This window comes from Streptomyces sp. NPDC002870, from assembly GCF_042888505.1.
In the GTDB taxonomy this organism is placed as follows: Bacteria; Actinomycetota; Actinomycetes; order Streptomycetales; family Streptomycetaceae; genus Streptomyces.
On sequence record NZ_JBIAPW010000022.1, the window covers coordinates 35,044 to 51,242 of the forward strand.

The 16,199-nt window shown below is 66.7% G+C and carries 7 protein-coding genes; 4 read left to right on the forward strand and 3 right to left on the reverse strand.

The features are described 5' to 3' along the window. Positions 1-151: 151 nt before the first annotated feature. The 3 genes from ACFYWY_RS24620 to ACFYWY_RS24630 form a co-directional block, all read right to left on the reverse strand. A complete protein-coding gene (locus tag ACFYWY_RS24620; protein WP_389190178.1) occupies positions 152-751 on the reverse strand; it encodes an acyltransferase in 600 nt (199 codons plus the stop codon). 64 nt (positions 752-815) lie between these two features. Continuing rightward, a complete protein-coding gene (locus tag ACFYWY_RS24625; protein WP_389190179.1) occupies positions 816-2,057 on the reverse strand; it encodes a hypothetical protein in 1,242 nt (413 codons plus the stop codon). Positions 2,058-2,171: 114 nt separating this feature from the next. Beyond that, positions 2,172-2,933: a polyprenol monophosphomannose synthase gene (locus tag ACFYWY_RS24630; protein ID WP_389190180.1), complete on the reverse strand. Its 762-nt coding sequence runs from the start codon at positions 2,931-2,933 to the stop codon at positions 2,172-2,174. Between the two features lie 261 nt (positions 2,934-3,194). Between ACFYWY_RS24630 and ACFYWY_RS24635 the strand changes: the two genes are divergently transcribed. The 4 genes from ACFYWY_RS24635 (at position 3,195) to ACFYWY_RS24650 (ending at position 15,941) form a co-directional block, all read left to right on the forward strand. Continuing rightward, positions 3,195-4,736 (forward strand): FG-GAP repeat domain-containing protein, encoded by a 1,542-nt coding sequence (locus ACFYWY_RS24635; RefSeq protein ID WP_389190181.1) that lies wholly within the window; start codon positions 3,195-3,197, stop codon positions 4,734-4,736. Between the two features lie 53 nt (positions 4,737-4,789). Beyond that, positions 4,790-8,419 carry a LamG domain-containing protein gene (locus ACFYWY_RS24640; RefSeq protein WP_389190182.1) on the forward strand — a complete coding sequence of 1,210 codons (3,630 nt, stop codon included), beginning with the start codon at positions 4,790-4,792 and terminating at the stop codon, positions 8,417-8,419. A 135-nt stretch (positions 8,420-8,554) separates the two neighbouring features. Next, positions 8,555-15,442: a polymorphic toxin-type HINT domain-containing protein gene (locus ACFYWY_RS24645; protein ID WP_389190183.1), complete on the forward strand. Its 6,888-nt coding sequence runs from the start codon at positions 8,555-8,557 to the stop codon at positions 15,440-15,442. Continuing rightward, positions 15,435-15,941, forward strand: coding sequence for an SUKH-3 domain-containing protein (locus ACFYWY_RS24650; protein WP_389190184.1), 507 nt, complete (start codon positions 15,435-15,437; stop codon positions 15,939-15,941). The genes ACFYWY_RS24645 and ACFYWY_RS24650 overlap by 8 nt, the downstream gene beginning before the upstream one ends. Positions 15,942-16,199 lie beyond the last annotated feature (258 nt).

The window sequence follows — 16,199 nt, forward strand, 5'->3', positions numbered from 1 at the left end:
AGGGTCGGAGAGAGGCGGTGGGGAGCCGGACCGGTGTCAGCTGCGGTCGACGGGCGGACAGGCGCCGGCTCCGGTCGTGGAGCCGGACGGGTGTCAGCTGCGGCCGTCGGGCCGGACAGGCGCCGGCTCCGGCCGTGGGGCCGGACGGGTGTCAGCTCCGGTCGTGGAGGACGCCGTCCTTCTCCGCGTAGACCGCGCCGGTCTGCGGGCACTCCCACACGCCGGGCTCGTCCGCGCGCTCCACCAGACGGACACCGGCCTTGCCGACCCAGCCGATCTGCCGGGCGGGTACGCCGACGACCAGCGCGAAGTCCGGCACGTCCTTGGTGACGACGGCGCCCGCCGCGACCATGGACCAGCGCCCGATCCGCACCGGGGCGACACACACCGCGCGGGCGCCGATCGAGGCGCCGTCGGCGATCTTCACGCCGACGGCCTCCCAGTCGCCGCCGCGCTTCTGCTTGCCCTCGGGGTCGACGGAACGCGGGTTGTGGTCGTTGGTGAGCACCACGGCGGGACCGATGAAGACACCGTCGCCGAGCTCGGCGGGCTCGTAGACCAGCGCGTAGTTCTGCAGCTTGCAGTTGTCGCCCATCGTGACGCCGGTGCCGACATAGGCGCCCCGCCCCACGACACAGCCCTCGCCGAGCCGTGCGCCCTCGCGGATCTGAGCGAGATCCCAGACGCTGCTCCCGGCGCCGATCTCGGCGCTCTCGTCGACCTGGGCGGTGGGCTGGACCCTGTAGTTCACTGTTCTGCCTTCCGGTGCGCGGCTTCGCCCGGCGAGCATACGTCGGTGCCGGGACGGACCCGGTTCAGGGCGACTGTGGCCAGACGAGCATCAGGTAACTGCCGTATGCGCTCGACACCAGGGTGGCCGAGGCGAGGACTGTGTAGGTCACTTTAGGACGCGTCGCTGCGATCACCCGCGCCAGCGGCAGGATCAGAGGAAAGGCGGGCAGGATGAAGCGCGCCTTCGAGTGGAAGTAGCCGGCGCCGCCGATGGCGATGAGCAGGAGGACGGCGGTGTAGATGAGGAGCACGGCGGGCTGGCGCTGCTGGAGACAGATCATGAACAGCACCACGGCGACGGTGATGGCGCCCGAGGCCACGACTGTGTTCAACGTGACAGGCAGCTTGGAGAACAACTCACCCATGCGGTGCAGCGTGTAGGTGCCCCCGTCGAAGGTGCTGCCCCACTTTTCCTGGACCACGAAATAGCCGTCCCAGCGGCCTGCGCGGTAACCCACCCACATGAACCACGCGAACCAGCCAAGGGGCGCGGTCACGATGCACGCGATGAGGGGCAGTATCCCTGACCGGCCTGGCACCGTCGCCCGCGGCTCTCTGATGGCCTTGAACAGGGCCCACATGGCCGAGATGACCACCGCCGCCACGACTGCCGCGCCGGACGGACGGGTCAGCCCGGCGAGTACGGCCAGAGCCGCCGCCGCGCCCCAACGCTGCGTGAGGACGGCATACAGCGCCCAGGCGGCGATGGCGGTGAAGACGGGCTCGGTGTACGCCATCGACTGGACCATTGCGTGTGGAGCGATGCCCCAGAGCACGACGGTGACCAAGGCGGCTTTGCGTCCGACGAGCAGCTCGGCGATCGCGAAGATGCCCCAGGCGGCGAGCAGGGCGCATGAGATGGCGATGCCCCAGGCGATATAGCCCATGGGCATCGGAACGATGGTTGAGACCCCTCGGATCAGGGACGGGTACAGCGGAAAGAAGGCGTACTTGCAGAGCTCGCCCTGGACTTGGCAGAGACCGGTCATGGGGGCCGCATAGCCGTAGTCGGCTATGTGCACGTAGTACTGCGTGTCGAACTTGGCCGCGAGGAGCTGGCCGAGACTGGGCCCGTCTTCTCGGATGCGGAAGGCCACGAAGGCCACGCCTATAGATCTGACCAGGGCGTACGCAGCGAGCGCGGGCAACGCGCGTATCAGCGCGTTGCGTATTCGCGCCGATGGGGAGTCGCCCCGGCTGTGCCGTCCACGAGGCGCGGCAGGTCTGGAAGCCGCCGGGGCCAGTGTCGTCTGCAGTCCCGACATCTTCGCTCTCTTTGCTCTTAAGTGCTGTGCACGCCCTTTACGGGCACCCCACATTCATCACAGAAATAGCACAGAGAAGCGATGAGGTGTGATGTCGATCAGATCACGCGTGCTTCAGGTGCGGCGCGCGAGCGCTTTGAGGCGGGCGGTAACGCCCCACGCCGTGACCCGCCACAGAGCTTCCGCGACAATCGCTCGGCTCATCTTGCTGTCGCCGCGCTCGCGTTCCACGAAGGTGATCGGGACCTCTGCGACCTTGCAGCCGGCCTTCACCGTGCGCCAGGCCAGGTCGACTTGGAAGCAGTAGCCCTGGGAGGTGACGTTCTCCAGGTCGAGCCCTTCGAGAGTCTCCCTCCTGAAGGCGCGGAAGCCGCCGGTCACATCGCGAATCGGCACGCCCAGCAGCACTCGCGAGTAGAGGCTGCCGCCGCGGGAGAGGAACTCGCGCGACTTGGGCCAGTTCACGACACTTCCGCCGGGGACCCAGCGCGAGCCGAGGACAAGATCTGCCTCCGGCAGCGCCTCCAGGAGTCGGGGCAACTGTTCGGGCTGGTGGGAGCCGTCGGCGTCCATTTCAACGAGAACGCCGTAGCCGTGATCGATACCCCAGCGGAAGCCTGCCAGGTAGGCCGCGCCCAAGCCCTCCTTGCCGCGACGGTGCAGGGCATGCACGTGATCGTCGTGGCCGGCGAGTTCGTCGACGATCTTGCCGGTGCCGTCAGGGCTGTTGTCGTCGGCAACGAGGATGTGTGCCTCGTGTACGGCGGTCCGAACCCGCGAGACGATCAACTCGATGTTGTCGGCCTCGTTGTAGGTCGGGATGATCACCAACACCGTGCCCAGGGGACCGAAGGTCCGCTGACCGCCCTTTACCACTTCTTCACCTCATGCTTCGGCCGGCGCATTGAAGGGCCGCTCGGCTGGATCACGCGAGCATACGGGGTCGCGGGAGTGGGGGTTGGCCTCAGGCCGGATTGGGGGGATGTGGCCGAAAGTGCGGCTGTCTGTGAAGCACCTGTGATGGATCTGTGACCAGCCAGAAATGATCATGTCGGACTTGTGATCTTGAGTCCATCTCTGTGTACACGTCACAGTCACACCCCTGATATGGCCAAAACGGGTGGGGTGGGAATTTAGATGTCCGGCGTAGGGAAGGGCTGGCGGCGCTTTGCCGTCGGTGTCGCTGCAGCGGCGTTGCTGTCAGTAGGTCTGGGGGCTGCGTCCCCGCAACAGGCGTCGGCCGCGACCGCGTGTCCAGGTGGCGTCGACAACGACTTCAACGGGGACGGGATCCGCGATGTCGCCATCGCGGATCCGCTCGCGACCGTTTCAGGAATGGACCGGGCGGGAGCTGTCCGCGTCGTCCTGGGAGGCGGCAAGGGGACCGTCGAGGTCTCGCAGGACATGCCCAATGTCTCCGACTCGGCCGAGGCGGGGGACCAGTTCGGATTCTCGTTCGCCGTGTACGACGCGGACCTGGACGGCTGCAGCGATCTCGCCGTGGGCATCCCGTACGAGGACGTGGGCACCACTCCGGACGCCGGGCTCGTTCATCTCATCTACGGCTCGACTGCTGGTATCGGCCAGGGCACCCCGTCCAAGGGGTTCCGGCAGGGCTCCGACGGGCTCCTGAGTGACGCTTATGAGGCCGAGGACTGGGTCGGATACTCCGTCGCCACGACCATTTCGGCGTCGGGCATTGTCTACCTGATCATCGGTATCCCCGGTGAGGACGAGCCTGGTAAGCCGGACATGGGCAAGGTCAGCTGTGTCTACGGCCAGGGTCAGAACGTCGCTTCGATCACGCAGGACAGCGCCGGTGTCTGGGAGACCGGCGAGGCGCACGATCAGTTCGGCGCGTCGGTTGTGGCGGCAGGGAATCTCTTCGTCGTCGGAGTACCCGGCGAATCGATCGACACCGACCGGGCTGCCGGTGCGGTGATGGCGTTCCGGCCGTCGATCAACGTCGACGGCATCCCGGCGCCGTCCTGGGGCATGGGCCAGACCCGTGAGCCGGGTAAGGAAGCGTCCGCCGAGTCCGGGGACCGCTACGGCACCTCCATGGCCATTGCCCCGTACCGCCCGGCGGGCGCCAGTGCCGCCACCGACTTCCTGTTCGCCGTGGGCACGCCCGGCGAGGACCTGGCCGGCGCGGCAGACGCCGGAGCCGTGCAGACCTACCACGCGACGGCTGCGGGCGCTGTCACCCAGCTGAACTGGCTCGACCAGAACACGGCCAATGTGGAGGGCGAGGCCGAGGCCGGCGACTTCTTCGGCCAGCGCCTCACCGCGGTCAACACCACGCCCAGCGTGGTCGGCACCGCTTCCACCATGCGCCTCGCGGTCGGCGTTCCCGGGGAGGAGTCCTCGGAGGAGCACCGCGACAAGGGCGGTGTGCAGGTCCTCCCGATGCTCGGTGCCCCGGGCACAGGTGACAGCTGGATCGAGCCGGGCAACGGCATCCCGTCCGCGCCCGCCACTCAGCTCCTCGCCGGCCTGAGTGTCGCGAGCAGCCCCTCGCTGCTCTACGTCGGCATCCCGTACGGCCCCACTGAGGGGCGCGCCGTGTACGGCTTCCCCTGGAACGTGGCGACGGGCGGTGCCCCGACCCAGACCTGGAAGCCCGGCGAAGGCGGCATCCCGGCAGGTGGCGTCGCGTTCGGCGCCGTCGTCCGATGACCGGGCCGCGCGGGTCTCTAGGAACTGATGTGAACAGCAAGGGGAGTAGATACGTGTCCACGCGGATACGGCGCAGCACACTGCTGCGTGGCGCGGCAGCAGCCGCGACGGCGGGTGCCGTCCTCACCGCCGGCCTGGTCGGGCTACCGGCGCCGGACGAGGCACCGAAGGCCCAGAACGCGGCGGCCTCCGGGCCGTCAGAAACCGAGGACCAGGCGCGGGCCTTGGCCCGTAAGAGCGGTCAGCGAGTGGAGGTCGCGGGCCTGCGAACCGAGCGCCGCGAGATCTTCGCGGAGCCCAACGGCACCTTCACCGCACGGGAGTACACAGAGCCGGTGCGCACGGTGCGCCACGGCAAGTGGACACCCATCGACGCCACACTGATCAAGCGCACAGATGGTTCCCTCGCGCCCAAGGCGACCACTGTCGGTTTGTCGTTCTCTGCCGGCGAGGCGGGCAAGCCGTTCGTCACCATGCACCGGGCGGGTCGGGAACTCTCGCTGACCTGGCCGTACGGCAAGCTCGCGGCCCCAGTCGTCAAGGGCAACACGGCGACTTACGCCGACGCGCTGCCCGGCGTCGACCTGACCGTACGGGCCGAAGCCGACGGATTCGGCCACCTGCTCGTCGTCAAGACCCCCGAAGCAGCGTCGAACCCGAAGCTGGCCAAGCTCGACCTCGGGCTCAAGACCGACGGCCTGAAGCTGAAGGAGGATGCGTCCGGCGCCCTGCGGGCGGAGGACGCCGCCGTCGGCGGCACCGTCTTCGAGGCGGGCAAGCCGACCATGTGGGACTCGGCGGCCGTCAAGGAAGCCGCGACCAAGTCCCAGGGCACCAAGGCGGTTGCCAAGGCCCTTGCCGCGAGCGGGGCCGAGGCCCAGAGCCGTAGCCAGGCGCCGGCCGCCGCACTGGAGGGCGCGGGCGGAGGCGGCAGGACCGCTCCGCTGGGCGTCGAGATCGCCAAGGGCAAACTCACGCTCATACCGGACCAGAAGCTGCTCACGTCGGCCGACACGGTCTTCCCCGTCGTCATCGACCCGATCCAGCGCACCACCTCGCGCACCGCGTGGACCGGCGTGATGTCCGGCATGCCGACCGAGCAGGACTGGAAGTACGCAGACAGCGCCGGCGTGGGCAAGTGCCCGACCGACTACAACCCGGTGTCCTGCAACGGTGTCGGTGTGCGGCGACTGCTGTTCACCATGCCGATGTCCTTCTACAAGGGCAAGCAGATCCTGGGCGCGAATTTCTCGGCCCGCGTGGCGCACATCTACAGTGCGTCGCCGACGGCCGAGCCGATCCGGCTGTACCGGATCGGCGGCAAGAACTACTCGATCACCTCGTCCAGCAACTGGTCCAACACCTCGGACGACTGGACGGACCACATCGGGACCGTCGACAAGGCCATCTCGCCTACGTCCTGCTCCAGCCAGGCGAACCTGCACTTCGAGAGCGGCGCCACCGGCGAACTCACCAGTGAGGTCAAGGCGGCTGCGGACGGCGGCTGGTCGTCGATGACACTCGGGCTGAGGGCCGCGGACGAGAGCCGGTTCGCGGAGTGGAAGAGGATCTGCGGCAACGCGTACCTGTCGGTCAGCTACAACACGCTGCCGTCGCCGATTACGGCCGCCATGATGTCCAGCAACCCGGGCGGCAGCTGCAAGACGGGCACCACCCGCCCGTACAGCGAGGTACCCCCGGTCGTCTCCACCGAGGCGCGTGACCCCGACCACGCGAACGGTCAGACGGACAAGGTCCAGGTCCAGTTCAAGGTTGAGTGGACCGACAGCGCGGGCGCGCCACAGTCGTACATCGCCACCACGGGCTATCTCTCACCCATTGCGGGAACCAAGTTCACGCACCAGGTGAAGACCGTGATCCCCCAGAACAAGGTGATCTACTGGAGCGCCCATGCCTTCGACGGTGACGGCTGGGGCCCGTGGTCCCCGCGGTGCGAATTCATCTATGACGCGACACTGCCCGGCAAGCCGAATGTGCTCTCCAACGAATACCCGGCCGACACTGTCGAGCACGACGGGGTGGGTACGTACGGCAATTTCACCTTCACGCCCAACCCCAACGACTCCCTGCCCGACACGGATGTCGTGAAGTACCGGTACGCCTTCGACGGGGAGGTGTCGGCGGCCTCCCCCACCATCGCCGCTGCCACGCCCGGCGGACCGGCGTCGGTGACCTGGATGCCCAGCCGTGATGGTCCGCACTGGCTCGAAGCCGTCTCCGTCGACAAGGCGGAGAACACGAGTACGAGACAGCGCTACGACTTCAAGGTGAGCGAGGGCAAGCCGGTCGCCGGCCAGTGGAACCTCGCGGACGAACCCGGCAGTACCGAGGCGCACGACGAGCGCGAGGCCTTCTCCGCGAATGCCGGCAGCGGCGTGACCTTCGGCGCGGAGGGCCCCGGCGGCAAGGCCGACTCCGCCGCGCACTTCGACGGCACCGCCAACTCCTACCTCGACACCGAGGAGACGGTGATCGACTCGTCGAAGGGCTTCAGCGTCAGCGCCTGGGTGCGGCCCACCGACCTCACCCATGACATGGCGATCGTCAGCCAGGACGGCACCGGCGAGCCGGGCTTCACGCTCGGCTACGACTCCATTCTCAAGACTTGGTCGTTCTCGATCCCCGTCACGGACGTGGACACCATCGGCGAATGGAAGGCTGTCTCCACCGGCCTCACCGTGGTCAAGGACCAGTGGGTTCTGCTGACCGGCGTATACGACGCTCAGAAGACCGAGCTGCAGTTGTACGTCAACCAGACGCTGAAGGGCACCGCTCAGCGCCCGTCCGTGTGGAAGTCGTACGGCCCGCTGCAGATCGGCCGTTCCACGGCCAAGGCCGGTTACCGCGACCAGTTCACGGGTGACCTCGCGGAGGTCCGGGTCTTCGACCGGATCCTGCCTGCTGCCCAGGTTGCTGAACTGATGACCGTCAAGCCGGACCGTAAGGGCTACTGGCAGCTGGACACCGCGACCAACGGTGTGTCGGCTGAGACTGGCAAGCAGAGCGGTTCCACGACCGTCTACGGGCCGGCCCTCAACCTGTCGGGCAGCGCGTCGATCTACCGCCCCGACCCGGACCCCGTGATGGGTGACACTGCGGCCCTTGTCGGAGAGGGGCATTTGATCCTGGCCGGCGACGGTGGTTACGCGTCCACGGCTACGGCGCCCATCACCGGTGGCACGAGCTTCACTGTCTCTACCCGAGTCCAGCTCACCTCGCTGGACCCGGAGAAGTCGCAGACCGTGCTGTCCCTGCCGGGAACGAACGCCAACCGGTTCGCGGTGCGCTACCGCGCCGACGCCGAGGGCGGCAAGTGGGAGCTGGTCGTGGCCAAGACGGACACGGCCGGAGCCGAGGTGGTCTCCTTCGTGGACGGTGAGGCACTGCCCGACACTGGCGGCGACGGCCAGCACTTGGCAGTCGTCTACGACGCTGTCGCCAACGAGCTCCGCTTGTACGTTCAGGGCCAGCTGGCCGCCACGGCCCACGGCGTCGACACCACCTTGTGGGCCGCGAGTGGCGGCCTTCAAGTGGGCCGCTCGGCCATCGGTAACAGCGAGTTCTTCGCCGGTGCCCTTGACGAAGTCCGCGCCTACACCGGTGCTGCCGACCCGGTCAGGGTCCGTCAGATGGCTACGGCCATAGCGCAGCCAGAGCTGTAACCACCTGCGGGTGTGCCGGCCTTCACCGCGAGGCCGGCACACCCGCAGTCGCCGTTCTCCCCGTGCTTCCCCAGTCCCTGTTTTGATCCATGGAGTCCTGTGATGTCGATACGTGGCCGCTTGCTGAGCCGCCGCATGCCCAGACATACAGTCGCCGCAACTGTGCTCGGGCTTTCCCTGGCACTGTCGGCTTCCTCTGTCCAGGCTGTTGCCTACGCTGATGAAAAGGGCCGGGGAAGACCCGGTGTCCAGGACTTCGGTGACCCTGTCGAGGGCACCGAGGGCAAGGTCAGGCCCCGCCCCGGCGACCCCGCCCGCAAGGCTGCGGTGAAGCAGCTCGACAAGGCTGCCTGGCCGGCCCAGGGCAGCGCGGAAGTGCCGGTGTCGGACGCCGGCACCAAGACCCCAGCCGAGGTCAAGGCCGGTGGTCTGCCCATCTCCGTCACCGTGCCCACGGCTGCGAACAAGGCCGCGAACAAGGCCAAGGCGGCCGCCGGGAAGCCGATCCCGGCGCCCGGCAAGATCAAGGTCGATGTCCTCGACCCCAAACGGGCCGCCAAGCTCGGAGTCGGGGCCATCCTCCGCGTCCAGCGTTCGGATGATGGGGCGCAGGCTGCCAAGGTCCGTATGCACGTGGACTATTCCGCCTTCGCCGATGGCTACGGTGGTGCCTACGGTGCCCGCCTTCGGCTCGTCCAGCTGCCCGCGTGCGCGGCGTTCGCCGATCCTGGCAGCAAGGCATGCCCCGAGCTGCCCAAGCCGCTGAAGACGGTGAACAGCGCAAAGGACCGTACGGTCTCGGCCGACGTCACGGCCACCCCCGCCGAGACAGGCACCTCCACCATGGCGGTCCAGGGCGCCTCGCTCGTCGCCCTGGCCGCCGGCCCTTCCTCGGCCCAGGGCACCTACAAGGCGACGGCTCTTTCTCCGTCCGCGAGTTGGAACGTGGCCCCCTCATCGGGTGGCTTCTCGTGGAACTATCCGCTGCGTACTGTCCCCACGCCCGGCGGGCAGACGCCGAGCATCGGCTTGGGATACTCGTCCCAGTCCGCCGACGGCCGGACCTCGGCGACGAACAACCAGGGGTCCTGGATCGGTGAGGGCTTCTCGTACGACGCCGGGTACATCGAGCGCCGCTACAAGCCGTGCTCGGACGACGGTCACTCCGGGTCCGGTGAGCAGTGCTGGGCGTTCGACAACGCCACCATTCTGCTCAACGGCAGCGCCACCGAACTGATCAAGGACGACACCACCGGTAAGTGGCATCTCGCGTCCGACGACGGGGCCAAGGTCGAGAAGCTGACCGGTGCCACGAACGGCGACAACGACGGCGAGCACTGGCGCGTCACCACCACGGACGGCACGGAGTACTACTTCGGCCAGAACCGGCTGCCGGGCTGGGCGGCCGGCAACGAGGAGACCGCGTCCACCTGGACGACTCCCGTCTTCGGCGACGACTCGGGTGAGCCCTGCTACAACGCCACGTTCACGAGCGCGCACTGCAAGCAGGCCTGGCGCTGGAACCTCGACTACGTCAAGGACACCCACGGAAACGTGATGTCCTACTACTACTCGCCGGAGACGAACCACTACGCGCTGAACGGTAAGACGGACGTCAACGGCACGGCCTACCACCGTGGCGGATACCTGAAGCGGGTCGACTACGGCCAGCGCGACGGTCAGGTTTACGCCGCCAAGGCCCCGGCTCGTGTCGCCTTCACCACCGCGGAACGCTGCCTGCCCACGGCCGACTTCGACTGCGCCGAGAGCAAGCGCACGGCAGCCAACGCCGCCCACTGGCCCGACGTCCCGGTCGACCAGGAGTGCAAGGCCGACACCAAGTGCACTGTCGGGCAGACGTTCTGGACCACGAAGCGGCTGACCGGCATCACCACGCAGATGCGCAAGGACGCCACGACCTACCAGGACGTGGACGCGTGGACGTTCACTCACCTCTTCACCGACAACGGCGACGACTCCAAGACGCTGTGGCTGTCGAAGATCGACCACGAGGGCCGGGTCGGCACCGCAGCCAAGCTGCCGACGCTGGAGCTGTACGGCCAGCAGCTCGTCAACCGAGTCGACGCGGTCGGCGACAACATCGCGCCCTTCCACCGCTTCCGTCTGGCGGCGGTGCTGAGCGAGACGGGCGCCCAGCTGGACGTCAACTACGCGCCGACGAACTGCACGAAGGACGCGCTGCCGACGCCTGGTTCGTCGACGAAGCGCTGCTACCCGGTCAAATGGGCACCGCCCGGATACATCGACCCGATCACGGACTGGTTCCACAAATACGTTGTCGCGGAGATCGTCGAGACCGACCGCACGGGCGGTGGCGAAAGCCTGGTCACACGGTACGACTACCAGGGCAACGCGGCATGGCGTAAGGCCGAGCCGGACGGCATCACCGAGGACAAGTACCTCACGTGGGGCGGCTGGCAGGGCTACGGCAAGGTCAAGGTCACCAGCGGAAGCGCCGACCAGCAGACCAGCCGTATCGACTACACGTTCATGCAGGGCATGGACGGAGACAAGGACTCCGCCGGCGGCACGCGTTCGGTCAAGGTCCAAGACTCCACAGGTACCGAGTACACCGACTCCAAGGAGTTCACCGGCTTCGAGCTGGAGGCGGCTACCTACAACGGGGCCGACCTCGTCTCGAAGGTGATCACCACTCCGTGGAAGTACAACACCGCCACTCAGACGAAGAGCTGGGCCACCACGCACGCCACCATCGTGAAGTCGGACACCACTCGCGGCTTCACACCTCTCGCCTCCGGCGACTGGCGTGAGACGAAGGCGACCACGAAGTACGAGACGGCGAACCGCACAGGCCGTGCCTACGAGGCCGAGGACCTGGGTGATGTGTCGACCGCCGCGGACGACACCTGCACGCGTGTCTGGTACGCCGACAATGCGGGCGAGAACATCCTCTCGCTGCCGTCGCGCAGCGAGTCCGTTGCAGTCAAGTGCTCGGCCACGCCCGACCGCAAGACCCAGGTGATCGCGGACGAGCGGACCTCCTACGACGGCGGCGCCTTCGGCGCGGCCCCGCAGGCGGGCGACGCGACGAAGACGGAGCGCCTCACCTCGCACGATGGCACCACCGGTACGTACCAGGCCACCGGTACCACGGCGTATGACGTGTTCGGCCGCCCCACGTCGCAGAAGGACGCGAGCCAGGCCGAGACCAAGACGGCCTACACGGACGTGAACGGTCTGATCTCCAAGGCCACGTTCACCAACGCCCTCAGCCACGTGACGACCACCGACTACGCCCCGGCCTGGGGTCAGTCGGCGGGACAGACGGACCAGAACGGAAAGCGCACCGACCTGGCGTACGACGGCCTTGGCCGTCTGACGTCCGTGTGGCTGCCGGACCGGGCGAAGAGCCAGACCCCGAGCATCAAGTACTCGTACAACGTCCGCCGGGACAAGGTCGTCGCGATCAAGACCGAGAAGGTCGAGATCGACGGGTCGTACGGGTCTGAGTATCAGCTGTACGACGGCCTGCTGCGCCCCCGCCAGATACAGACCGAGGGGCCGGGCGGGACCAGGATGGTCGCCGACTCGTTCTACGACGGCACCGGCAAGGTGAAGAAGACCAACTCCACCTACAACGCCGCCGGTGCACCCTCCGACGAACTCCTGATCGTGCACAACGGAGAGGTCGGCGCCCAGAGTCTCCTCCAGTTCGACGGGCTCGGCCGCACGACGGCGGAGATAACCGCCGTTTCCGGCGTCGAGCAATGGCGCTCGACCATCACGTACAACGGCGAGCGTGTCGACGTGGATCCGCCGACTGGCGGTGTGCCCACGACGACCATCACTGATGCCGGCGGCCGTACTACGGAAATGTGGCACCACCACGGGGCGTCGCCGAGCCCGAGCACGGGTCACGACACGACCAAGTACACCTACACACCGGCCGGACAGCTGGAGACGGTCACCGACGCCAAGAACAATGTGTGGCGCTACGAGTACGACCAGTTGAGCCGCAAGACGAAGTCGATCGACCCCGACGCCGGCACGTCGACTACGGAGTATGACTCCCTCGACCGTCCCGTCAAGACGACGGACGGTCGCGGCAGGCAGATCTCGACGGTCTACGACAAGCTCGGCCGTCCGGTGACGACCTGGGAGGGCGAAGCCAACACCGGGACCAAGCTCACAGAGACCCGCTATGACAAGGCGGGCTGGCTCGGCCAGGCTTGGGCTTCCCTGAGCTACATCTCCGCCACCGAGTATTTCGCATCGGTCACGCAGTCCCTGGACAACTTCTACCGTCCGCTGAAGACGGCGTACACAGTGCCCGCGTCTCAGGGCGCGCTTGCCGGCACGTACGTCTTCACCAACGCGTACAACCGTGACGGCACCGTGCAGTCTGCCGGTCTCCCCGCCGCGGGCGGGCTGCCGGCCGAGGCGCTCGTCTCCGATTACGACGAGCTGCAGCGGCCGACGAAGCTAACGGGTACGACGCCGTACGTCACCAACACGGTCTACTCGAACACCAGCCATCTCCAACAACTCGAACTGTCCACCGGGACGGGCAAGAAGGTCTGGCAGACCTTCGCTTACGAGACCGGCACAGACCGTCTGACGCGGTCGGTCGTCGACGTCTACGGCGGGTCCGCTCCGGTGAAGGAGTCCAACTACTCCTACGACCAGGTCGGCAACGTTCTGTCCATCTCGGACACCGCGAACGCCTCATCGCCCGACGTCCAATGCTTCGCCTATGCCTCGGGCCGACGTCTTTCGGATGCGTGGACCCCCACGTCGACTGTGGCGGATGCGACGGGCTCCGGCACCGTCGGCACGACTGCCCCAGTGGACGGCACCCAGCCGAAGGCATGCGAGGCGGCCCCGGGTGCGAGCCCGCTGGGTGGCCCGGCGGCGTACTGGAAGTCGTACGTCACCGATGCGATCGGCAATCGCACCTCGGAGAAGGTGCACGACACCGGACGAGACGCGTCGAAGGACATCACCCGCACCTACACCTACGGCGCCGCTGGCGCGGCGGGCGACGGCCCGCACCAGGTGACCAAGATCGTCGAGAACACGCCGACAGGCGATCGCCAGTCGACGTACGAGTACGACGACTCAGGCAACACCACCAAGCGCACCATCGGCGGCAACACCCAAACGCTGGAGTGGGACGCCCGCGAAAAGCTGACCAAGGCCAAGGAGGCCAGTGGGTCGGAGACCACGAACCTCTACGACGCGAGCGGCAGCCGGGTACAGCGCAAGGACCCGTCCGGCACCACGGTTTACCTGCCCGGCATGGAACTCCGGCTGCCGGCCGGCGGCTCCAAGGCGGAGGCCACCCGCTACTACACGCACCTCGGCGAGACCGTCGCGGTCCGCTCCGACAATGGCAAGGTCTCCTTCCTTGCCTCCGATCACCACGGCACGGGCGAGCTGGCCATCGACTCCGCCACCGGCGCGGTCTCCCAGCGGCGCTTCGATCCGTACGGTGTCGATCGGGGCGAGGCGACCGGGACCTGGCCCGGGGAGAAGGGCTTCGTCGGAGGCACGATCGACTCCTCCACGGGCCTGACGCACCTGGGCGCACGTGAATACGACGCGGTCATCGGCAAGTTCATATCGGTCGACCCGATCATCGACTACAGGCGTCCGCAGCAGATCAACGGCTATGCCTACGCCGACAACTCCCCCGTAACGCTCAGCGACCCGAGCGGTCTCGAGAGCTGCTACCCCATCAATTGTTCGGGAGACAACGGCACTTACGGCCCCTACAAGCCCAAGAACCCGGAGAAGGACAAGGCGGAGCACGAGGTAGGCGAGGCAGAGAACGCGCTCTCGGATGCCCAGGACCAGCAGTCCGCAGCGAAGCAGCGGATCAAGCAGGCGGGCAAGGCCCTGGTGAAGATCGTCCGGGACATTCTCGGGATCGATGCGGCGCTGGATTGCATCTCCAGCGGTGACATGGGGGCCTGCGGGGAGACCCTGCTGAACATCGCGGGCAGCTTCGCCGGTGGTCTGGCAGGCAAGATCCTCGCCAAGTACGGAGTGCCGTGGAAGTGGGCCGACGGCGCCAAGCTCGCCAAACGAGTGGCGGGCCTGGTCGGTGACCTCATTGGCGGCGTCAAGGGTCTGCTCAAGGCGAACAAGGCGCTGGGCAAGGCGAAGGACGCGCTGTCCGGGGCGCGGGCCAGGCTCAAGGCCGTCCTCAAGAAGGGCAAGGGGGACTCCGGATCCTGCCCGGTCCCCAATCACAGCTTCCTGCCAGGAACGAAAGTCGCCCTCGCAGACGGCAGCAGCAAGCCCATCGAGCAGCTAGAGCTCGGTGACAAGGTCGTTGTCACGGATCCGGAGACGGGCGAGACCACGACCCGCGAGGTCGTCGGCACGATCGTCACCGAGGACGACAAGCACTTCGTCGACCTCACCATCGAGGGCAAGTCTGGTGACGTGGCGGCACTGATCTCCACGACGACCCACCCCTTCTGGGTGGAGTCCGAAGGCAAGTGGATCGAGGCCGGCGACCTCAAGCCCGGGATGACGCTTCGCACCCCGGACGGCGATGTTGTCGAACTGTCGAAGACCCGCTACTTCGAAAAGCGCCAGCGCACGCATGACCTCACGATCAGCGGCATCCACACGTACTATGTACACGCAGGCGCTTCCGCTGTTCTCGTCCACAACTGTGGTGAGACCTTTGAGGAGTTCGCCGACAAGGCCGAGATTGCGCGCGCTGATTATGCGGCCGAATACACCTCTCCGACCGGGAAGGTATACCGGGCGCACAATGCCGAGGAGCTTGAGGTTCCGGACGAGATGGACAAGGTCTTCAAGGATCCGAATAACGACCATCATGGTGGCTGCGCCGAGACGAAGTGCTTGATCAAGGCGTACAACGCCGAGGGGATTGCAGCAACGCGTGGAGGCAGGATGAAGGTTGTTCACGTAAGCGACGACCTCGACGGAGCATGGGAACATTTCGGCAGGGCGCGGCCTTGCGGCCGTTGCGCTCGACTGCAGGGGAATCTGGGAATTGAGTAACCTGTCGCGTTTCAGGCTGGGGGATCTGCGCCCTGAGGTTCTGAATGCGCTCACGGAGTCGGGATGGAGCATTGACAGGAGTGTCGATGTGGCACCCGTCGTGGGCACTCTCCGGGAGGCTGGATACAACCTCGGTGAGCAGGTGGCCGGGCTCTACCAGAATCTGTACGGGCTGTCCGTTCAGCCGGTGGATCATCCTGGGGTGAGCTTCATTAATTCTGATCCGATTCAATTCTCCGCGGGCTGGGGGGTTCGGCATCGAGAAGAAGCGTTGCGACTGGAGTCTCTCTATGGAGAAGATTTCGCACCGCTCTGCAGATGGCTGAGCGGTGCGCATATCTACATATCCGGATCGGGTCGCGTCTATTCTTGGTTCGATCGTCTGGTTTGGGAGATCGGAACAGATGTGCGCGACGCTGTGGAGTTCATGGTTCTTGCACATCGTCCTCTAGTGTGTGTGCACGCCGAACCCGGACGAGCCCCCTGGCCTATGCCGTAAAAAGCCGAAAGGCCAGGGGTTTCAGCTCAGCGAGGTGGTGGCTGCCGCCTTGGTTTCTTGGCAGAGTTGCGTCGTGGTGGCCCGTCGATTTCCTTCGGCGGGCCACTTCGGCTGTCTGGACCGAAGCACGAGGGGTGATTTACCTCAAGTCGCCAGATAGGGGTCGAATATCGAGGTCACGTCAATGACAGGTCCAGCCACACGACATGTAATTACGTATTGGTGGGCGGTAGGGCGTCCTGCCGCTGCGAAGGTGCG

What these genes read in the sequence shown, in the direction of transcription:
- ACFYWY_RS24635 (WP_389190181.1), top strand. Translation starts at nt 3,195, where the DNA reads ATGTCCGGCGTAGGGAAGGGCTGGCGGCGCTTTGCCGTCGGTGTCGCT.
- ACFYWY_RS24645 (WP_389190183.1), top strand. Translation starts at nt 8,555, where the DNA reads ATGCCCAGACATACAGTCGCCGCAACTGTGCTCGGGCTTTCCCTGGCA.
- ACFYWY_RS24625 (WP_389190179.1), bottom strand. Translation starts at nt 2,057, where the DNA reads ATGTCGGGACTGCAGACGACACTGGCCCCGGCGGCTTCCAGACCTGCC.